19 protein-coding genes and 1 pseudogene are annotated in these 19351 nt (G+C 72.6%); 9 read left to right on the top strand and 11 right to left on the bottom strand.

Translation table 11 applies throughout. From position 1 onward, the window contains the following. Positions 1-146 precede the first annotated feature (146 nt). The 3 genes from ACWEQO_RS28825 to ACWEQO_RS28815 are packed head-to-tail and all read left to right on the top strand — an operon-like array spanning position 147 to position 1507. Positions 147-767 carry an NUDIX domain-containing protein gene (locus ACWEQO_RS28825; RefSeq protein ID WP_452985770.1) on the top strand — a complete coding sequence of 207 codons (621 nt, stop codon included), beginning with the start codon at positions 147-149 and terminating at the stop codon, positions 765-767. Between the two features lie 9 nt (positions 768-776). Beyond that, positions 777-1169, top strand: a complete 393-nt coding sequence (locus tag ACWEQO_RS28820) for a YidH family protein (protein WP_361459846.1) — start codon at positions 777-779, stop codon at positions 1167-1169. After that, positions 1166-1507 carry a DUF202 domain-containing protein gene (locus ACWEQO_RS28815; protein WP_452985769.1) on the top strand — a complete coding sequence of 114 codons (342 nt, stop codon included), beginning with the start codon at positions 1166-1168 and terminating at the stop codon, positions 1505-1507. Before ACWEQO_RS28820 ends, ACWEQO_RS28815 begins: the two co-directional genes overlap by 4 nt. A 46-nt stretch (positions 1508-1553) precedes the next feature. Here ACWEQO_RS28815 and ACWEQO_RS28810 read toward each other — a convergent pair whose 3' ends face one another. After that, positions 1554-2498, bottom strand: coding sequence for an NADP-dependent oxidoreductase (locus ACWEQO_RS28810; RefSeq protein ID WP_452985768.1), 945 nt, complete (start codon positions 2496-2498; stop codon positions 1554-1556). 177 nt (positions 2499-2675) lie between these two features. Between ACWEQO_RS28810 and ACWEQO_RS28805 the strand changes: the two genes are divergently transcribed. Both ACWEQO_RS28805 and ACWEQO_RS28800 read left to right on the top strand, forming a co-directional pair. Continuing rightward, positions 2676-3701 carry a phosphotransferase family protein gene (locus ACWEQO_RS28805; protein ID WP_452985767.1) on the top strand — a complete coding sequence of 342 codons (1026 nt, stop codon included), beginning with the start codon at positions 2676-2678 and terminating at the stop codon, positions 3699-3701. A 6-nt stretch (positions 3702-3707) separates the two neighbouring features. Further along, on the top strand, positions 3708-4922 hold the full coding sequence (locus tag ACWEQO_RS28800; protein WP_452985766.1) for an acyl-CoA dehydrogenase family protein: 1215 nt from the start codon (positions 3708-3710) through the stop codon (positions 4920-4922). A gap of 18 nt (positions 4923-4940) precedes the next feature. On the opposite strand, the gene ACWEQO_RS28795 is transcribed toward ACWEQO_RS28800, so the two are convergent. Continuing rightward, positions 4941-5534 carry a TetR/AcrR family transcriptional regulator gene (locus ACWEQO_RS28795; protein ID WP_452985765.1) on the bottom strand — a complete coding sequence of 198 codons (594 nt, stop codon included), beginning with the start codon at positions 5532-5534 and terminating at the stop codon, positions 4941-4943. Positions 5535-5739: 205 nt separating this feature from the next. After that, a complete protein-coding gene (locus tag ACWEQO_RS28790) occupies positions 5740-6513 on the bottom strand; it encodes an SDR family oxidoreductase (protein WP_452985764.1) in 774 nt (257 codons plus the stop codon). A 268-nt stretch (positions 6514-6781) separates the two neighbouring features. Between ACWEQO_RS28790 and ACWEQO_RS28785 the strand changes: the two genes are divergently transcribed. After that, positions 6782-8041 (top strand): exo-beta-N-acetylmuramidase NamZ family protein, encoded by a 1260-nt coding sequence (locus ACWEQO_RS28785; protein WP_452985763.1) that lies wholly within the window; start codon positions 6782-6784, stop codon positions 8039-8041. A 525-nt stretch (positions 8042-8566) separates the two neighbouring features. Next, positions 8567-9169: a hypothetical protein gene (locus tag ACWEQO_RS28780; protein WP_361459838.1), complete on the top strand. Its 603-nt coding sequence runs from the start codon at positions 8567-8569 to the stop codon at positions 9167-9169. Between the two features lie 39 nt (positions 9170-9208). Here the strand turns inward: ACWEQO_RS28780 and soxR are convergent, their stop codons facing one another. Beyond that, entirely contained in the window at positions 9209-9805 is a 597-nt protein-coding gene (gene soxR / locus ACWEQO_RS28775) for a redox-sensitive transcriptional activator SoxR (protein ID WP_361459837.1), read from the bottom strand. A 132-nt stretch (positions 9806-9937) separates the two neighbouring features. Here soxR and ACWEQO_RS28770 point away from each other — a divergent pair, with 132 nt between their 5' ends. Further along, positions 9938-10399 carry a MaoC family dehydratase gene (locus ACWEQO_RS28770; protein ID WP_361459836.1) on the top strand — a complete coding sequence of 154 codons (462 nt, stop codon included), beginning with the start codon at positions 9938-9940 and terminating at the stop codon, positions 10397-10399. Here ACWEQO_RS28770 and ACWEQO_RS28765 read toward each other — a convergent pair. From ACWEQO_RS28765 to ACWEQO_RS28755, 3 genes are all read right to left on the bottom strand, one after another. Then, positions 10390-11034 carry a TetR/AcrR family transcriptional regulator gene (locus ACWEQO_RS28765; protein WP_361459835.1) on the bottom strand — a complete coding sequence of 215 codons (645 nt, stop codon included), beginning with the start codon at positions 11032-11034 and terminating at the stop codon, positions 10390-10392. The genes ACWEQO_RS28770 and ACWEQO_RS28765 overlap by 10 nt on opposite strands. Positions 11035-11130: 96 nt before the next feature. After that, positions 11131-11418, bottom strand: coding sequence for a YiaA/YiaB family inner membrane protein (locus ACWEQO_RS28760; protein WP_279336875.1), 288 nt, complete (start codon positions 11416-11418; stop codon positions 11131-11133). Between the two features lie 59 nt (positions 11419-11477). Beyond that, positions 11478-12629, bottom strand: a complete 1152-nt coding sequence (locus ACWEQO_RS28755) for an acyl-CoA dehydrogenase family protein (protein ID WP_452985762.1) — start codon at positions 12627-12629, stop codon at positions 11478-11480. Positions 12630-12689: 60 nt separating this feature from the next. On the opposite strand from ACWEQO_RS28755, the gene ACWEQO_RS28750 reads away from it, so the two are divergent. Further along, complete coding sequence (locus ACWEQO_RS28750) at positions 12690-13328, top strand: TetR/AcrR family transcriptional regulator (protein WP_452985761.1); 639 nt, start codon at positions 12690-12692, stop codon at positions 13326-13328. 97 nt (positions 13329-13425) lie between these two features. Here the strand turns inward: ACWEQO_RS28750 and ACWEQO_RS28745 are convergent, their stop codons facing one another. From ACWEQO_RS28745 to ACWEQO_RS28730, 4 genes and pseudogenes are all read right to left on the bottom strand, one after another. Further along, the gene (locus tag ACWEQO_RS28745; protein WP_361459832.1) at positions 13426-14520 is read right to left on the bottom strand and encodes a Zn-dependent alcohol dehydrogenase; all 1095 of its coding nucleotides are present in this window, start codon (positions 14518-14520) and stop codon (positions 13426-13428) included. 15 nt (positions 14521-14535) lie between these two features. Then, positions 14536-15924 carry an aldehyde dehydrogenase family protein gene (locus ACWEQO_RS28740; protein WP_452985760.1) on the bottom strand — a complete coding sequence of 463 codons (1389 nt, stop codon included), beginning with the start codon at positions 15922-15924 and terminating at the stop codon, positions 14536-14538. A 233-nt stretch (positions 15925-16157) separates the two neighbouring features. Then, positions 16158-18395: a molybdopterin oxidoreductase family protein gene (locus ACWEQO_RS28735; protein WP_452985759.1), complete on the bottom strand. Its 2238-nt coding sequence runs from the start codon at positions 18393-18395 to the stop codon at positions 16158-16160. 150 nt (positions 18396-18545) lie between these two features. Next, a pseudogene (locus ACWEQO_RS28730) lies at positions 18546-19158 on the bottom strand (TetR/AcrR family transcriptional regulator). Positions 19159-19351 lie beyond the last annotated feature (193 nt).

Raw genomic sequence — 19351 nt, 5'->3', positions numbered from 1 at the left:
AAGGGCGCCCGGGTCGTTACACGCGTCAACCGGCGTCACGGTCAGGTCACTCGGGATCCGGCGGCCGGGCCCATGCCCCTCCGGCGGGGCGGAGTCCGCGGCGGCCGCGCCCGCCGCGGACGGTGGGGCCTGCTTGGATGGGGTGCATGAGTGCCGCTGACGGGCCCGCACGTGCCGCCGACGAGATCCTCGACATCGTGGACGAGGAGGACCGGGTGACCGGCCGGTCCCCGCGCGGGGAGGCCTATGCCCGGAAACTGCGGCACCGTTGCGCGTTCGTCCTGGTCAGGGACGCCGAGGGCCGGATCTTCGTGCACCGCCGCACCGCGACCAAGCTGGTCTTCCCCTCCCTGTACGACATGTTCGTCGGCGGGGTCGTGGGCGCCGGGGAGAGCTACGACGAGGCGGCCCTGCGTGAGGCCGAGGAGGAACTGGGCGTGTCCGGGCTGCCGCGCCCCGAGTACCTCTTCAAGTTCCTGTACGACGACGGCGCCGGCCGGACCTGGTGGTCCGCGGTGTACGAGGTCCGCTGCGAGCAGCCCGTACGTCCTCAGGCCGAGGAGGTGGCCTGGCACGCCTTCCTGACCGAGGCGGAGCTGGAGCGGCGTCTGAGCAAGGGGGACAAGGGCAACAAGGGGGAGAAGGAGGGCGAGGGGGACAAGGGAACCGAGCGGACCGAGTGGACGTGGACACCGGACAGTCTGGCCGCGTACGAACGGCTCAGGGCCGTCCGGGCAGGGGGCTGTCCGGGCAGGGCGTCCCGGTAGGGTCGCGGCGTGATCGACTTCGTACGGAACGTCCGGCTCTGGTTCGCGCCCGAGGACGTGCGGCAGGAGGGGGAGACGCCCGACTACCGGTTCTCGCTGGCCAATGAGCGTACGTTCCTGGCCTGGCTGCGCACCGCCCTCGCGCTGATCGGCGGCGGCTTCGCGGTGGACCAGTTCCTGCCGGACCTGCGCTGGGGCTGGCGGGTCGGGCTCGCGCTGACGCTGCTCGCCGCCGGGGTGCTGTGCGCACTGCGCGCGGTCGACCACTGGGTGCGCTGCGAGCGGGCCATGCGGCGCGGTGAGGACCTGCCGGTGTCCCGGTTCCCGGTGCTGCTGAGTCTCGTCGTCGCCGTCGTCGCCGTCGCGATGGTCGTCGTGGTGCTCGTCGGGTGGAGGGGGTGAGCGGGCCGGCCGGGGCCCCGGCGCCCCGGGACCCCGGGCTGCAGCCCGAGCGGACCCGGCTCGCGTGGCGGCGTACGACCCTCGCGTGCACCGTCGCGTCCGTGCTCGCGGTGCGCATGGCGCTGCAGGGTGGGGTGTCGGCCGCCGGGGTGATCCTGTGTGCGCTGTGCTGCGCCTGCTGGCTGGGGTTCCTCCTGGTCGCCCACCGCCGGATCCACGCCCTCGCGGCCACGGCCGCCCCGGCCGCGCCCTCCCCCCGGCGGCTCACCGTGGCGGTGCTCTGCACCGGGGCCCTGGCCGCGTCCGGGGCGGCCCTCGTCCTGCTGGACCGGAGTTAGGCGCGCGGTCCCCCGAGGTCGGTGACGTGGCTTCCGGAAGGCGGCCTCACCGGTCCTCCGGCTCCCCGCCCACGGTGACCACGATCTTGCCCCTGGTCCGGCCCTCCTGGTTCAGCCGGTGGGCGTCCGCCGTGCGTTCCAGCGGGAACGTCTCCGAGACGTGCACGCTCACCGCGCCCTGTTCCGCCAGTTCGGACAGGTGGCCGAGATCCCGGGGATCGGGCCGGACGAAGCAGTAACGGCCTCCGTAGCCCACCACCTCGTTGTCGGCGATCGACGCGAGCCGGCCCTCGGGGGCCAGGAGGTTGGCCGAGACCTTCAGGGCGTCGCCGCCGACCGTGTCGAACACCGCGTCCACGCCTTCGGGGGCGAGCCCCCGCACCCGCTCGGCGAGGCCGTCGCCGTAGGACACCGGTTCCCCGCCCAGCTCGCGGACGAAGTCGTGGTTGTGCTCGCTCGCCGTACCGATGACCCGGGCGCCGAGGTGTACGGCGAGCTGGACGGCGAAAGAGCCGACGCCGCCGGCCGCGGCGTGCACCAGGACGGTCTCGGCCCGTTTCACCTCGAGGGCCCTGTACAGCACCTGGTAGGCGGTGAGTCCGGCGAGGGGCAGTCCGGCGGCTTCCTCGAAGGACAGGTTGCGCGGCTTGCGCGCGAGGGCCCGCACCGGGGCGGCCACGTACTCGGCGAAGGTGCCGCGGGAGAGGAAGTCCTCGCGCACATAGCCGATGACCTCGTCGCCCGCGGCGAACTCGGGGACCGCGGCGCCGGGCCGTACGACCACACCCGAGACGTCCCAGCCGGGGATCACCGGGAACACCGGGGCCAGGACCGGGTCGAGATAGCCCTCGCGGCACTTCCAGTCGACGGGGTTGACGGCCGCCGCCCGCACCTTCACGAGGACCGAGTCCGGGCCGACCCGGGGGTCGTCGACCTCCCCGTACTCGAGCACCTCGGGGCCGCCGTATCGCGCATAAGTGATCGCTTTCATGGAGTAGACCCTCCGGCGTCGTCTCCCGTCGTGCAAGCCGAATGGCCGAACGGGTGCGTCGTGTGCGCGTGCGGTGGAGGAGGCGTGGATCCGGTCACGTTTCGCTCACCCCCTGGACGACATACCGACCGGTCGGCATCATGTGTCGGGTACCGTCACCTGCCCGTAGGAGCGAGAATGAGCCCCGACCACCCGCCCGGACTGGATCTCGACCGGCTGAGTGCCCTGCTCGAGCGGGAGCGCCCCGGGCTGGTGAACGGCCCGCTCTCCGGCCGGCTGATCGAGGGCGGCCGGTCGAACCTCACCTACGCGCTCTCCGACGGCACCGCGCGGTGGGTGGTGCGGCGCCCACCGCTCGGGCACGTGCTGGCCACCGCGCACGACATGAGGCGTGAGCACCGGGTGATCAGCGCGCTGCACCCGACCGCCGTGCCGGTGCCCCGCACCGAGCTGCTGTGCGAGGACGAGGAGGTGCTCGGGGCGCCCTTCTACGTCATGGAGTTCGTCGACGGCGTCCCGTACCGGACGGCGGACCAGCTGGCGCCGCTGGGGCCGGAGCGCACCCGCCGGGCCGTGCTCGGCCTGGTGGACACGCTCGTCGACCTGCACGCGGTGGACCCCGGCGAGGTGGGCCTGGCCGACTTCGGCCGCCCCGAGGGCTTCCTGGACCGGCAGCTGCGGCGCTGGGGCAAGCAGTTGGACGCCTCCCGCGACCGGGAGCTGGCCGGGATCGACGAACTGCACGCCGCGCTGGGGCGGAGGCTGCCCCGCTCCCCCGCGCCGGCCGTGGTGCACGGTGACTACCGCCTCGACAACGTCCTGATCGGCGAGGACGACGACGAGATCAAGGCGATCCTCGACTGGGAGATGTCCACGCTCGGCGATCCGCTGACCGACCTCGGCCTGCTGGTGATGTACAGCATGCCGCTGGCCATGCCCGACTCCCCCGTCTCCACGACGGCCGAGGCGCCCGGGCATCCGGCACCCGCCGAACTGATCGAGCGGTACGCCGCCCGCTCGGGGCGCGACGTCTCCGCGGTGTCCTGGTACACGGCGTTCGCCTGGTTCAAGCTCGCCGTGATCCTCGAGGGCATCCACTACCGCTACACGCTGGGCCAGACGGTCGGCCGCGGTTTCGACCGCATCGGCGATCTGGTCCCCGTCTTCATCGAGCACGGTCTGACCACTCTTCAGGAAGGCTGACGGGACATGGACTTCGCGTTCGACGCGCGCACCGAGGAGCTGCGCGCCAGGCTGCTCGCCTTCATGGACGAGTACGTCCACCCGGCCGAGCAGGTCGCCCACGAGCAGCGCGCCGGGCTGGCCTCGCCCTGGGACCCCGTCCCCGTGGTGGAGGACCTCAAGGCCGAGGCCCGCCGGCAGGGGCTGTGGAACCTGTTCCTGCCCGACTCCGCGTACGGCGCCGGCCTCACCAACCTCCAGTACGCCCCGCTCGCCGAGATCACGGGCCGTTCCCCGCAGCTGGCGCCCACCGCCACCAACTGCGCGGCGCCCGACACCGGCAACATGGAGGTGCTGGCCCAGTTCGGCGACGAGCAGCAGAAGAAGCAGTGGCTGGAGCCCCTGCTGGCGGGGGAGATCCGCTCGGCGTTCGCGATGACCGAGCCGGAGGTGGCCTCCTCGGACGCCACCAACATCACCACGCACATCGAGCGGGACGGCGACTCGTACATCGTCACGGGCCGCAAGTGGTACATCTCCGGGGCGATGCACCCGGACTGCAGGATCTTCATCGTGATGGGCAAGACCGACCCGGACGGGGCGGACATCCGCCGCCAGCAGTCGATGATCCTCGTGCCCCGTGACACGCCCGGCGTCACGATCGAGCGCGCCATGCAGGTGTTCGGTTACGAGGACCACTCCCACGGCGGCCACGCCGAGGTGGTCTTCGACCGCGCGCGCGTGCCGGCGGCGAACCTGATCGGTGAGCAGGGCGGCGGTTTCGCCATCGCCCAGGCGCGGCTCGGTCCCGGCCGGATCCACCACTGCATGCGGTTGATCGGCATGGCCGAGCGGGCGATCGAGCTGATGTGCCGGCGGGCCGTGTCCCGTGACGCCTTCGGCAAGCCACTGGCCCAGCAGGGCGTGGTGCAGAACTGGATCGCGGACGCGCGGGTCGCGGTCGAGCAGCTGCGGCTGCTGGTGCTGAAGACGGCCTGGATGATGGACACCGTGGGCAACCGGGGTGCCCACACCGAGATCCAGGCCATCAAGATCGCCACCCCGCGCACGGTCGTCGGCATCCTCGACCGGGCCATCCAGCTGTACGGGGCCGGCGGGGTCAGCCAGGACTTCCCGCTGGCCGAGCTGTACGCCGGCGCCCGCACGCTGATGATCGCCGACGGCCCGGACGAGGTGCACCAGCGGTCGCTGGCGCGCCGGGAGCTGAAGAAGTACCTGTAGGCAGGAAGCTCCGGGACCTCAGGGGCGGAGTGCGCGCAGCAGCAGGTCGGCGAGGTGATCGGCGACCTGCTGCGGCGTGAGGGGCCCGTCGGGGCGGTACCAGGTCGACAGGTGGTGCACGGAGCCGAAGTGGTAGTCCACCACCAGGTCGGCCGGGGTCGCGGTGGAGAACACGCCCGCCGCCTGGCCCTCCTCGATCAGGGCGCGGAAGCGCTCGTGGTAGCGGCGGCGCTCGGCCCGTACCTGCTTGTTCTTCTCCGGGCTCAGGTGGTGCATGGAGCGGAAGAAGATCGACGCGTCGTCCAGGTTCTCGATCGTCGTGACGACCACGTCGGCCGCGGCGCCGCGCAGGCGCTTCTCGATCGGCTCGTCGGCGTTCGCGTAGGAGTCCAGGCGTTCCTGCTGGACGCGCAGCACACGCGCGTAGACCTCGTGCAGCAGGTCGTCCTTGGAGCCGAAGTAGTGGTAGAGCGCGCCCTTGGTGACACCGGCCGCCTCGACGATCTCCTGTACGGAGGTGCGGTCGTAACCCTGCTCGGCGAAGAGCCGGGTGGCGGCGGCCAGGAGCCGCTGCGGCACCGGGGGCCCGTCACCGTCCGTCGTCCTGGGCACTGCCGCCACCTGCCTTCCGTGTCGTTGTCGCTGTTCGTCGTCGCTGGTCGCTGTCGCCGGCCGGCGCCGCCGGCCGTCCCGCGTCGGGGAAAACGGTTCCCCGACGGGGATCCTCCCACCTGCCGTCCGCGGCGCGTCGGGCAGGATCTCCGGCCGCCGCGCGGGCTCGTGTGCGGTCATGGCCGGTCGTGACCGGCCCGGCGGCTCACCGGGTGGCCTCCCAGTGCCGCTGGATGCGGTTCATGCCGCCGAGCCAGCGCTCCGGGTCGGCGCCGCGGGCCCGGTAGTACTCGGCGACCTCGGGGTGCGGCAGGATCAGGAAGCGGTCCTCCTCGATGCCGCGGAACAGGGCCTCCGCCACGTCCTCGGGCTCGATCGCGGTCGGCTTGAGCACCAGCTCGCCCGCGCTGCCGCTGTCGGTGAGCATGTCGGTGCGCACGCCCTGCGGGCAGATCGCGTGGACCTTCACACCACGGTGGCGGTACGTCAGGGAGAGCCATTCGGCGAAGGCGTAGGCGCCGTGCTTGGTGACGCTGTAGGGGGCGGTGCCGATCATGGTGAGCAGTCCGGCGGCGGAGACGGTGGAGACGAAACGGCCGCTGCCGCGTTCCAGCCAGTCGGGGAGCAGCGCGTGCGCCGCGCGGACGTGGGCCATGACGTTGACGTCCCAGGAGAGCGCCCAGCCCTGTTCGTCGAGCGGCTCGCCGGGCTCCCCTCCGTCACGGCCGACGCCCGCGTTGGCGCAGTAGACGTCGATCCTGCCGCCGAGCGCGTCCAAGGCCTCGGGGACGACGCGGGACGCGTCGCCCGGGACCGCGATGCCGCCGATCTCCTCGGCCACGGCCTTGACGCGGTCGGCGTCCAGGTCGTTGACGACGACCTCGGCTCCCTGGTCGGCGAAGCGGCGGGCGAGCGCCGCCCCGATACCGCCCCCGGCGCCCGTGACGACCACCTTCGCACCCTGCACGGCTTCCACCATCGGACTCCTTCGACGCGACCGGCCGACCGCCTGCCCGGCCGGCTCTGCTTCCCGGTGATTCCGGCGATCTCGGCGCTCCCGGCCCGGCCGCGGCGGTGACGCGCCGCGTTGCCGCCGTCACGCCGCTCGCATCACGTCAGACTAACCGGTCGGTATGCCGGGCGGAAGAAGAAGACGCGAACCGGCCGGGCCCGGCTCGTTCCCGGCGCGGTTCACGCGCGTTAACGTGCGTGAGCATGACACCCGCAGCGATCACGGAGGTCACGGTATGAAGCTGTCCAGACGGAGCCTGCTCGCCACCACCACGGCCGCCCTCTCGGCCGCCGCGGCCACCACCGTCCCGGCGCACGCGGTCCCCGGACGGGCCCCCGCCGCGGGCCGGAGGCTGCGCACCGGCTTCGAGCGGCTCGCGGCGGACGGTTACGCGCTGCTCGACGGCCGACGCGTCGGCGTGGTCACCAACCCGACGGGCATCACCCGGGACGTACGGCACATCGTCGACGTCATGCACGCCGACGGCCGTGTGGACCTGACCGCCGTGTTCGGACCCGAGCACGGCTTCCGGGGCACCGCGCAGGCGGGCGGCTCCGAGGGCCGCCACGACGACCCGGCGACCGGCCTGCCCGTCTACGACACGTACCTGAAGAGCGGCCGGCCCCTCGCCGACGTCTTCACCGCGTCCGGCGTCGACACGGTCGTCTTCGACATCCAGGACGTGGGCGCCCGCTTCTACACCTACATCTGGACGCTCTACGACTGCATGGAGGCGGCACGGCTCGCGGACAAGCGGTTCGTCGTCCTCGACCGGCCGAACCCGGTGACCGGACGGGCGGCGCTGGGGCCCGTGCTGCACCCGGAGTTCGCGACGTTCGTCGGGCGGCAGCCGATCTCGCAGGCGCACGGGATGACGGTGGCGGAGCTGGCGCGGTTGTTCAACGCGGAGTTCCTGGCCGATCCGGTGCGGCTGGAGACGGTACGGATGTCGGGCTGGCGGCGGTCCGACTTCTACGACGCCTCGGGGCTGCCGTGGGTACCGCCCAGCCCCAACATGCCGACGCCCGAGACGGCCCTGGTGTACGCGGGGACGTGCCTCTTCGAGGGGACCAACCTGTCCGAGGGGCGCGGGACCACCCGGCCGTTCGAGCTGCTGGGCGCGGAGGGGATCGACGGACGCTGGGCGGCCGAGGCGAACGGGCTCGGCCTGGCGGGTGTGCGGTTCCGTGAGGCCTACTTCGCGCCCACGTTCTCCAAGTTCCAGGGGAGGACCGTCGGGGGCGTGCAGCTCCATGTGCACGACCGTGACGCGTTCGATCCGGTACGCACCGGAGTGGGGCTGCTGGTCACCGCCAAGCGGGCGTGGAGCGGATTCGCCTGGCGGCCGGACCACTGGATCGACAAGCTGACCGGCTCCACGCGCGTGCGCACGATGATCGACGCGGGCGCGGACACGGACGAGGTCGTGGCCGGCTGGCGGGACGAACTGGCGGCGTTCCGGCGGATGCGCCGGGAGCACCTGCTGTACCCCTGACGCGCGGACGTCCGCCTCCCGAGCGGACCGAACGCCACCACCCGCCTCTCGTTCACCTCTGCCACCTGCGGCGATGCCGCCTCGGCCGCGTCCGCCGGGGACAGCGGGGCGATCGGGGAGGCGATCGGCGCGCATAACGCCGCGTTCTTCAGGAACCCGTGGAGGCGGTGGGGAGTTCTCAGACTGTCGAGGGGTACGCGCGGCACGTCGCGGCACGGGGCTCCTCCCGGCGGGGACGGGGCGGAACGCCGCCCCCGGCGCCCCCGCGACGGAAAGTGATCATGCGTCACTTTCCGTCGCGGGGGCGCCGGGGATGACCACGCGGGACCACAACTGAATCATCGGACACGGGAGTTGACCGGTGACTCACCACGGCCGACCGACGGCCGTCCCGTGACCGCCCGCCGGGGGCCGTCGAAAAAAGATGGAGCCGATCCGCGTGTCGATACGTCTATTCGACGACGTCCGTTCGACGACGCCGAAGTGACCGGATTACAGGTGCAGGTGTGACGGAGGTGCAGGACGATGGCCGGTTTCCGAAGTCTGGCGAGACAGGTCCGAGATCCACGGTGCGACCTGGCACTGCGGCGCTACTCGCTGCGCAAGTGCCTCGAGCGGTTCGCTCCGTACGGGCACAGGGCTACCTGGGACCATCTGTGCTCACGTGCCGGATTCGATCCCGAGGACCGCTCCGTCGACCCGGCGCGGCTCGTGGCCGCACTGGACGAACTGGAGGAGGCCCGGGCGGTCTGGCAGTCCTACGAGGTCGGGTTCGCCGAGCGCCGCAGGAAGGAGAAGCACGACGGCCTGCGCAGGCCGGGCAGCGTGGACGACTGGCACCGGCTGACCTGGGGCGGTTTCGGCGTGGCCTGGTGCGACGACCCGCGGGTGCATCCGCGTGAGCCGCTGGCCGAGGTGCTGCGACGGCTGATCGCCGCGCTGGAACGAGAGCCGGGTTCGGCCTGCCCCGTGTGCCGGGGGGAACGGCTCATGTGGCGGTACGACCTGGACCACGAGCCGTCGACGGGCCCGGTCTGCACGGACTGCGGGATCCTGGTGCCGCGCCCCGTCCTGACCGCCGAAGCACTGGCGGACGCCAGGCGGTCGAAGCTGCTGGTGTCGGCCTGAGGGGTGTGGGGGCGCGCCGGGGATGCCGCGCCCCCACTGTCATACGGGCTCCCGCCCGGATCGGCCCCCGCCCGCCTGGCCGCCCGGTCGCCCGTCGGCTGCGTTCTCAGGTTTCTCCGGTCTCTCGGATTTCCCGGCTCTCTCGGATTCCTCAGGCTTCTCGGGTTTCCCGGGTCTCTCAGGTTTCTCGGGCAGCAGTCGGGAGCCCGTCAGGCGTCCGCCGAAGACGTCGTCCGGGTTGGACAGGACGCAGGTGTCCAGCGAGAGGCAGCCGCAGCCGATGCAGTCGGTGAGGTGGTCGCGCAGCCGGTTGAGCTGCTTGATGCGCTCGTCCAGTTCGGCGCGCCAGGCCTCGGAGAGATGCGCCCAGTCGCCCCGGGTGGGGGTACGTTCCCGGGGGAGCTCGGCGAGCGCCCTGCGGACCGTCGCGAGCGGGATGCCGACGCGCTGGGCGGCCCGGATGAACGCCACCCGGCGGAGGGTGTCACGGCTGTAGCGGCGCTGGTTGCCCGTGGTGCGACGGCTGCTGATCAGACCCTTCGACTCGTAGAAGTGCAGGGCCGACACGGCGGCGCCGCTGCGCGCGGAGAGCTGGCCGACCGTGAGCTCGTGGATCTTCTCCGGAATCTGGGGCACCCCTCGAAGCCTACCCGCCCCGCACGGCCCGGGTCCGTTGACAAGGACCGCACGGCCGACCATGCTAAGCAGTCGCTTAGGCAGACGTGCGCGGGTGGGTGCGTGCGATCACGTGACGCGAAGGGCCGGGACATGGCAGAGCCGAGAATCTTCACCTCCGTCGACGAGCTGAAGGCGGCGGTGGGCGAGCAACTGGGGTACACGGACTGGCTGGAGGTCGACCAGAAGCGGATCGACCTGTTCGCCGAGGCCACCGGCGACCACCAGTGGATCCATGTCGATCCGGAGAAGGCGGCGGCCGGGCCGTTCGGCACCACCATCGCGCACGGCTACCTGACGCTGTCGCTGCTGCCGCTGTTCGGCCCGCAGCTGCTCTCCGTCGAGGGCGTGAAGATGGGCGTCAACTACGGCACGAACAAGGTGCGTTTCCCCGCACCCGTCCCCGTCGGGTCACGGGTGCGCGCCACCGCGAAGGTCACCGCCGTCGACGAGGTGGCGGGCGGCGTCCAGGTCACCACGGCCTTCACCGTGGAGCGCGAGGGCGGCGAGAAGCCGGTGTGCGTGGCCGAGTCGGTGGCCCGCTACTACCTCTGAGCGGCGCCCGTCCGGTCGGCGCCGACCATCCGCAGCACGAGATCGGCGTAGAGGGCGCCGACCTCCTCGGGGGTCCGGGCGCCGTCGATGTTGAACCAGCGTGCCACGTCGACGCAGAGGGAGAGCACGGCGCGGGTGGTGCCCCGCACGTCGGGGACGTCGAACTCGCCCGTGCGCACGCCCTCCTCGATGATCCCGCGCACCTCGGCGTCGACCTGCCGGCGCAGGGTGGTGATCTCGGCACGGGCGTCGGGACCGAGCGAGTCGAGTTCGTACTGCACGACCCGCGCGGTGGTGCGCCCGCCGGCGTGCCAGCGGACGAAGGAGCTCACCGCCTCGGCGAGCCGTTCGGCCGGGCTGCCCTCGGCACGGGCCGCGGTGCGCAGGATGTCCACGGCCTTCTCGTGGCCGATCCTGCTGATGCGGTGGAGCAGCTCTTCCTTGGTCTTGTAGTGGATGTAGAGCGCGGCCGGGCTCATGCCGGCGCGGCCCGCGATGTCGCGGGTCGTCGTGGCGTGGTAGCCGCGCTCCGCGAACGCCTCCACGGCGGCGAGCAGCAGCCGTCGGGCCGCTTCGGGCGTGACCTCGCCCCACGGCTGCGCCTCACCGCCGGCCGTGTCCTGCGCCGCACTCATCGCTCACCCCATTCACCGACAGGGGTAACACCATACCGGCAAGGGTGAGCGGGCGCTTAGGGCCGGTCTGCCCGAAGGGCCCCGGCACGTCCCGTGTCAGAGCTTCTGCAGCGGGTCGTGTTCGGCGAGGAGCTTCTCCAGGCGGGCCTGGTCGACGCGGTTCACGATCTGTCCGGCCTCCTGGCGGTCACGGATGACCTTGGCCAGGGTGAAGGCCGAGGTGACGAGGTACATGACCGCGATGCCCAGGAAGGCACGGACCCAGACGTCGGTCTCGAGGTTGAGGATGCCGACCGCGGTGGCGCCCATGGCCACTCCGAAGGACGCCACGGCCTGACCGTAGAAGGCGGCCGTGCTCTGCTGCTTGACCGGTGTGTCGCTCATGGGGACAAGAATCGGCGGATGTGGCAGCGGCCACATCCGCTCGGATACTCAGGTGGTACTCAGAACGCCGAGACCCCGGTCAGGGCGCGTCCGATGACCAGTTTCTGGATCTGGCTGGTGCCCTCGTAGAGGGTCATGACGCGGGCGTCGCGCAGCAGCTTGCCCGCCGGGTACTCGTCGATGTAGCCGTAACCGCCGTGGACCTGGAGGGCGTTGTTCGCGGCGCGGACGGCCGCCTCCGAGGCGAAGAGCTTGGCCTTGGAGGACTCCACGGCGAACGGCCGTCCGCGGTCGATCAGGTCCGCGACCCGCCAGGTCAGCAGCCGTGCGGCGTCGACGTCCACGGCGATGTCGCTGATCAGCTCCTGGACGAGCTGGTGGTGGGCGATGGTCTTCCCGAACTGCTCGCGCTCGCCCGCGTACCGCACGGCCGCGTCGAGCGCGGCCTGGGCTATGCCGACACAGCCCGCCGCGACCGACATCCGCCCCTTGGCGAGGGCGGATATGGCGACCGAGAAGCCCTTGCCCTCGGGGCCCAGCATCGCGGACGCGGGCACGCGCACGTCCTCCAGCACCAGCTCGGCGGTGGCCTGACCGCGCAGACCAAGCTTGCCGTGCAGGGCACGACGCGTCAGGCCGGGGGTGTCGGCGGGAACGAGGAAGGCGGACATCCCCTTGTGGCCGGGGGCGTCGGTGGAACGGGCGAAGAGCAGGACCACGTCGGCCCAGGTGCCGTTGGTGATGAACATCTTGGTGCCGCTGATGACGTAGTGGTCGCCGTCGCGCACCGCGCGGGTGGAGACCTCGCCGGCGTCGGAACCCGTGCCCGGCTCGGTGAGACCGAAACAGCCGACGTATGCGCCCGAGGTGAGCCCCGGGAGCCAGGCCCGCTTCTGCTCCTCGTCGCCCCAGGCGGCGACCGTCTTGGCGACCAGCCCCAGGGACACGGAGACGATCCCGCGCACGGAGGAGTCGCCGCGGCCCAGCTCCTCGGTGACCAGGCAGTACGCGAGGTGGTCGCCGCCGCAGCCCCCGTACCGCTCGTCGATCGTCAGCCCGAGGAACCCGAGCTCGCCGAGCTTCTTCACGATGCCTCGGTCGACCTCCTCGGCCCGGTCCCAGGCCGTGGCGTGGGGGGCGACCTCCCGTTCGACGAAGTCCCGGGCGAGCCGCCGGACGGCACTGTGCTCCTCGCTGAGCTCCAGGTTCATGACGGCCACCCCAACTGATTAGCACTGCTAGTTTTCCGTTGCAGCCCTACTATGTGCGCCATGGCCCGACCGCGCAAGCCCCTGCTCAGCCCCGACCGGATCGTCGAGACGGCCCGTGCGCTCGTGGACGCGGAGGGCCTCGCGGCCGTCTCCACACGGCGGCTCGCCGCACAACTGGGGGTCAGCGGGCCCTCGCTCTACAACCACTTCCGCACCAAGGACGAGATCCTCGAGGCGGTGGCCGACTCGGTGAGCGCGCTGGTCGACCTGTCGATGTTCGAGGACGGCCGGGACTGGCGGACCGCGCTGCACGACTGGGCCGTCTCCTACCGCGCCGCACTGCGCGACCACCCCAACATCGTGCCGGTCATGGCGCGCGGCCCCGGCCGCCGTCCGGCCGGACTGCGGCTCGCCGACGCGGTCTACGGCGCGATGGTCGAGGCCGGCTGGCCGCCGGCGCAGGCCACGTCCATCGGCGCGCTGATGCGGTACTTCATCATGGGCTCGGCGCTCGGCTCCTTCGCCGGCGGTTTCGTGGACGACGCCGGCGCCTACGACCCCGCCGACTACCCCCACCTCGGACAGGCCCATCTGCTCGCCGAGAAACAGGAGAAGATCGACGAGCGGGCCTTCGAGACCGGACTGACGGCCCTGCTGGACGGCCTGGCCCAGCAGTACGAGCAGGTACGGGACTCCTAGGGCTCCGCACACATCCGCACACATCCGCACACAAGGGGCGCGCCCGGCTCGCGAGGCCCGGCACGCACTCCCCTTGTGTGCGGGCCTCCTGTGCTGCTCATGCCTCCGGGAAAACCACCAGGGCCCGTCCGCCCCTGCCCGCCGACATGGTGTCGAAGGCCGCCGGGATGCCGTCCAGGGTGATCCGTTCCGTCACCAGGGCGCCCAGGTCGAAACGGCCCGCCCTGATGTGTCCGGCGAGGACGGGGAGGTCCCGGGCGGGGTCGGAGTTGCCGTAGACGCAGCCGGACAGGGTTCTGCCCCAGTGGAAGATCTCCAGGGCGTTGAAGGCGACCTGCTGGTCCTTGCCTCCGATGCCGACGACCGCGGTACGGCCGCCGCGCCGGGTGGAGTCCCAGGCGGCGCGGATGGTGGTGGCGCGGCCGACGCATTCGACGGCCGCGTCCACGCCCTGTCTCCCGGTGAGGGCGCGGATCTCGCGGGCCGTGGTGTCCGAGGCGACGAGGTAGTCGGTCGCCCCGGCGGAGCGCGCCAGTTCCTCCTTGGCCGGGGAGACGTCGACCGCGACGATCGTCGTCGCGCCGGCGATCCGGGCCGACTGGAGGGCGGCCAGGCCCACTCCCCCGGCGCCGAACACCGCGACCGACTCGCCCGGCCGGACCCTCGCGCAGTGGTGGACGGCGCCGTAGCCGGTGAGCACGGCGCACCCCAGCAGGGCGGCGTCGGCGAGCGGGACGCCGTCCGGAGCGGGCAGGACGCAGGACGCGGGCACCACCGTCTCCTCGGCGAAGGCGGCGACGTTCAGGCCGGGGTGGAGCGGGGTGCCGTCGTCGGCGCGGTGGGCGTGCACCCGGGCGGCACCGCTCAGGGCGTCGGCGCACAGCCACACCTCGCCGCGTGCGCAGGCGGGGCAGGCTCCGCAGGAGGGCGCCCAGTTGAGGACCACGCCGTCGCCGGGGGCGACCCGGGTGACGCCCTCGCCGACGGAGACGACCGTGCCGGCGCCCTCGTGGCCGAGCACGGCCGGGACCGGGAGGCGCATGGTGCCGTCGGTCAGGGACAGGTCGGAGTGGCAGACACCGGCGGCGGCGAGCCGGACCCGGACCTGACCGGGGCCGGGCTCGGGCAGGTGGATCCCCGTGGTCTCCAACGGGGTGTCGACGGCGGACAGTACGGCGGCGCGGACGGACATGGTGGATCGACTCCCCTAGAACTGGAGGGACTTGGTCTGGAGGTACTCGGTCAGCCCGTGCACGCCGAGTTCGCGCCCCACGCCCGACTGCTTGTAACCGCCGAACGGCGCGAGGGGGTTGAAGCGGCCGCCGTTGATGTCGACCTGGCCGGCCTCCATGCGCCGGGCGAACGCCGCCGCTTCGGCCTCGTCGCCGGCCCAGACCGCGCCGGCGAGTCCGTAGACGGTGCCGTTGGCGATGCGCAGGGCGTCCTCCTCGTCCTCGTAGCGCAGGACGGACAGGACGGGCCCGAAGATCTCCTCCTGGGCGATCGTCATGTCCGGGGTGACGTCGGCGAAGACGGTGGGGCTGACGAAGCACCCCTTCTCCCGCGGGGCGTCGGGGCCCCCGGCGACCAGGCGCGCGCCCTCGGCGACGCCCTTCTCGATGTATCCGCGCACGCGTTCCTGCTGCTTGGCGTTGACGAGGGGGCCGATGCGGTCGCCGTACTTCGCGGCGGCGGCCGCGGCGAGCTCGACGGCCTCGTCGTACTGGTCGCGGTGGACCAGCATCCGGGTCCAGGCGCTGCACGTCTGGCCGGAGTTGGACATCACGTTGGCGACCCCGACGTTGACCGCCCGGGCCAGATCGGCACCGGGGAGGATCACGTTGGCGGACTTGCCGCCCAGCTCGAGGGCGACCTTCTTGACCGCGCCCGCGGCGACGGCGCCGATCCGGCGGCCGACGGCGGTGGAGCCGGTGAAGGAGACCAGGTCGACGTCCGGGTGTTCGGCGAGGGCCTGGCCGGCCACCGGGCCGAGGCCGGTGATCAGGTTGAACACGCCGGCCGGGACCCCCGCCTCGTGCACCGCCTCCGCGAAGAGCCGGGCGACCAGCGGGGTGTCCTCGGCGGGCTTGACGACGATCGTGCAGCCGGCGGCGAGGGCCGGGGCGGCCTTCGCGACGATCTGGTGGAGGGGGTAGTTCCAGGGCGTGATCGCGCCGACCACACCGACCGGCTCGTGCAGGACGGTCGAGTTGCCCGTCCTCTCCTCGAAGGGGTACGTCGCCGCCAGCTCCGCGTACGAGCCCGCCACCGCCACGGGCACGCCCGCGTGCACGGTCTGCGAGAGCTTCAGTGGCGCACCGAGCTCGGCCGTCACCGTCCGGGCGATCTCCTCCTGCCGGGCCACCAGCACGTCCCGGAGGGCGGCGAGGCGGGCGGCGCGCTCGGCGGGCGGCGTCGCGGCCCAGGCAGGCAGGGCGGCGCGGGCCGCCCGTACGGCGGCGTCCACGTCCTCGGCGGTGCCCGCGGGGACGGTGGCGATCACCTGCCCGTCGGCCGGGTCCACGACCTCGATCACGTCCGGGCCGGCGGCGGGGCGCCAGGCGCCGTCGATGTACATGCCGTCGTATGCCTTCATCGCGCTTCCTTCGGGGCAGGGGTCCACGTCCGCCACATAAACTAGCGATGCTAATTTCCTGGCGCCAGAGGGTCCGTGTCACTTGTCCGGGCCGTGTCGCTCGTCCGGGCCGGGCGGCCGTTCCGGAGGCAGACGCGTTCGCCCCGCCAGCCGAAAGCGCGAAGTTCCAGTTCACGGCTTCGTCCAGGTCGGCGTGACGCGCTCTTCGGTCACCGGGCCGGTCACCGGACCCGTCACGGGTCGGTCCCGGGGGCGACCTCGACGGGCACTCCGTTGAGTACGGCGTTGCCCGACAGCGGGTCGAGGAGGCTGCCGTCGAGCAGCTGGTTCACGTTGACGCCGGGGTCGGTGCCGGCGTGCCGCAGCCGGGTGCCGGGCCGGTCGTGACCCCAGCCGTGCGGGAGGCTCACCACGCCCCGGCGTATCCCGTCGGTCACCTCGGCGGGCGCGGTCACCTCTCCCCCGGCACCCTTGATCCGCACCGGCCCGCCGTCGCGGATGCCGAGGCGTTCGGCGTCGTCGGGGTGGATCTGCAGGGTGCACCGGTTGGAGCCGCCGGTGAGGGCGGGCAGGTTGTGCATCCAGCTGTTGTTGGAGCGCAGGTGGCGGCGGCCGACGAGGACGAACCCGGCGGGGCGTTCGCCGAGGGCGGCGCGCAGCCGGGGCAGGTCGGCGGCGATCGGTTCCGGCAGCAGCTCCACCCGGCCGCTGCGGGTCCTCAGGGGCTGCGGAAGGCGGGGGCTCAGGGGTCCGAGGTCGATGCCGTGCGGGTGGGCGAGCAGTCTGTTCAGGGTGAGGCCGTCCGGTTCGGCACCGAAGCCGTCGCCGTAGGGGCCGAGACGGAGCATCATGTCCAGCCGCCGCTCGGGTCCGTCGTCGCCGGTGAGCAGTTTCGCGAGTTCCTCCGGGTCGCGGCCGTGCACCGGGGAGTGCGGGTCGTTCACCGCCTTGCCGAGGGTCCGGTCGACGACCAGCCGGTCGACGGCCGCCGGATCGGCACCGTGCCCGCCGGTGGCGGCGAGGACGAGCCGGGCCAGGATCTCGGTCTCCGCCATGCGGCCGGGTTCCAGTGGGAGCGCGGGGCGGGTGTAGCGGACCTGGTTGCGCACGGCGAGGGCGTTGAAGGCGAAGTCGTGGTGCGGGCTCTGCGCGGGCGGGGGCGGCGGGAGGACGACGTGGGCGTGGCGGGAGGTCTCGTTGAGGTACGGGTCGACGCTGACCATGAAGTCGAGTGAGCCGAGGGCCTTGTCGAGGCGGTCGCCGTCGGGCGCGGACAGGACCGGGTTGGCGGCGACGGCGATGAGGGCGCGCACCGGCTCGCCCTCACCGGTGGCGGTGTCGATCTCCTCGGCGAGGGCGGACAGCGGCAGTTCACCCTTGGCCTCGGGGTGGCGGCTCACCCGGGAGTGCCAGCGTCCGAGGGCGAACCCGCGGCCGGGTCCGGCGGGGCGCGGGGCCCTGCCGGTGGCGGCCAGCGGGAAGAGGACGCCGCCGGGCCGGTCGAGGTTGCCGGTGAGGGTGTTGAGGACGTCGACGAGCCAGCCGGCCAGGGTGCCGTGCGGGACGGTGCAGCTGCCGATGCGGCCGTAGACGGCGGCGGTGGGGGCGGAGGAGAGCTCGCGGGCGAGGGTGCGGATGGTGTCCGCGTCGACATCGCAGCAGGGGGCCACTGCCTCGGGGGTGAAGTCCTTGACGGCGTCGGCGAGTTCGTCGACCCCTTGGACATGGGGCGCCGACTCCCCGAGGTCGACGAGGTCCTCCGTGAGGAGTACGTACGTCATCGCGGCGAGCAGCAGGGCGTCGGTGCCGGGCCGGATGGCGAGGTGCCGGTCGGCGAGGCGGGCGGTGCGGGTGCGGCGCGGGTCGATGACGGTAAGGGTGCCGCCGCGGGCCCTGAGCGCTCGGAGGCGGCCGGGGAAGTCGGGTGCCGTACACAGACTCCCGTTGGATTCCAGGGGGTTGGCGCCGATCAGCAGCAGGTGGTCGGTGCGGTCCAGGTCGGGTACGGGGATCGCGTTGGCGTCGCCGAAGAGGAGCCCGCTCGAGACGTGCTTGGGCATCTGGTCGAGGGTGGAGGCGGTGAAGAGGCTGCGGGTGCCGAGGCCGGCGATCAGGGCGGGCGGGTACAGGGCCCCGGCCACGGTGTGCACGTTGGGGTTGCCGAGGACGACTCCGACGGAGTGCGGGCCGTACCGCTCGACGACGGACCGGACACCGGCGGCGACCGCGTCGAACGCTTCCTCCCAGGTGGCCTCGCGCAGCTCGCCGTCGACCCGGACGAGAGGGGTGCGCAGCCGGTCGGGGTCCGCGTCCAAGGCGGGGAAGGAGGCGCCCTTGGGGCAGATGAACCCCTTGCTGAACACGTCGTCACGGTCGCCCCGGGCGCCGGTGACGCGTCCGTCGTCGAGGGTGAGGGTGAGGCCACAGGTGGCCTCGCACAGCGGGCAGATGCGAAGGGCGGTGCGGGGCACAGAGGCCTCCCGGGTACGGCGGCGGTGACGCTCGGACGGGCGGACCTCCTGAGCATACCGACCGGTATGCACGTGGGGGAGCCTCCTGCGGGAACCTTCTCGGCCGATCACCGGAACCGCCCCCGGACCTCCCCGGACCGCCCCGGACCGTCAGTCCAGTACCCGCGCCAGACAGGGCCGCCGCATCTCCCCGCAGTTCGGCGATGACCTTCTCGTCGCCCTCGGGCGTCATGCGGAAGGCGAGGTGGACGAGGGCGTCGGCGGTCTCGACGGCGACCAGGAAGGCGTGGCGCAGATCCTCGTCGGGTGTGCGGCGCAGATGGCCGGAGAGCAGAGCGGTGAGCCGGTCAACGACGCGGTGGCTGGGTTCGGTCCGGTGGGCGCCGACGGGGATCTGGTTGCCGAAGTCGACCAGGGAGAAGCCGGCCGCGGTGCGCTTCATGTCCGGGTATGTGTCGATCACGACGTCCATGATCTGCCGCCAGTCCGGGGCGCCGGCGGTTGCTTCCAGCCGTTCGGCGACCCGCAGCTCGAAGGACTCGAGGTTGCGCTGGGCGAGGGCGTCAGCCATCTGGCGCTTGTTGCCGAAGAAACGGTGGACGGAGCCGATGGGCACGTCGGCGCGCTGCGCCACGGCGCGGGTGCTCAGGGCCTCGTAGCCGACCTCGTCGAGGAGCGCGGCGCAGGCGTCCAGGATTCTGGCGAGCCGTTCGGCGCTGCGCTGCTGCACGGGTGCGCGGCGGAGCGATGTCGCATGGGGCACGGGCCCCGTGATGCCCCTCGGGTCCCGTCCGGTGAACCCCGCCCCCCGGCAGGGTCACGGCCCTCCGCCGCGGAGGAGGACACGGCGGGGTCCGCGGTCGGGCGCACGGGGGCAGTCGTGGTCGGGGTCCCGGTCGGGGCCGGTTCTGAGACCGTGATGTCGGCCGTGCTCTCCACCGGCTTCCCCGTCCACG

This window comes from Streptomyces sp. NPDC004051, assembly GCF_053604275.1.
The sequence above is the reverse complement of the archived record's forward strand: the minus strand, read 5'-3'. Positions and strand labels throughout refer to the sequence as shown.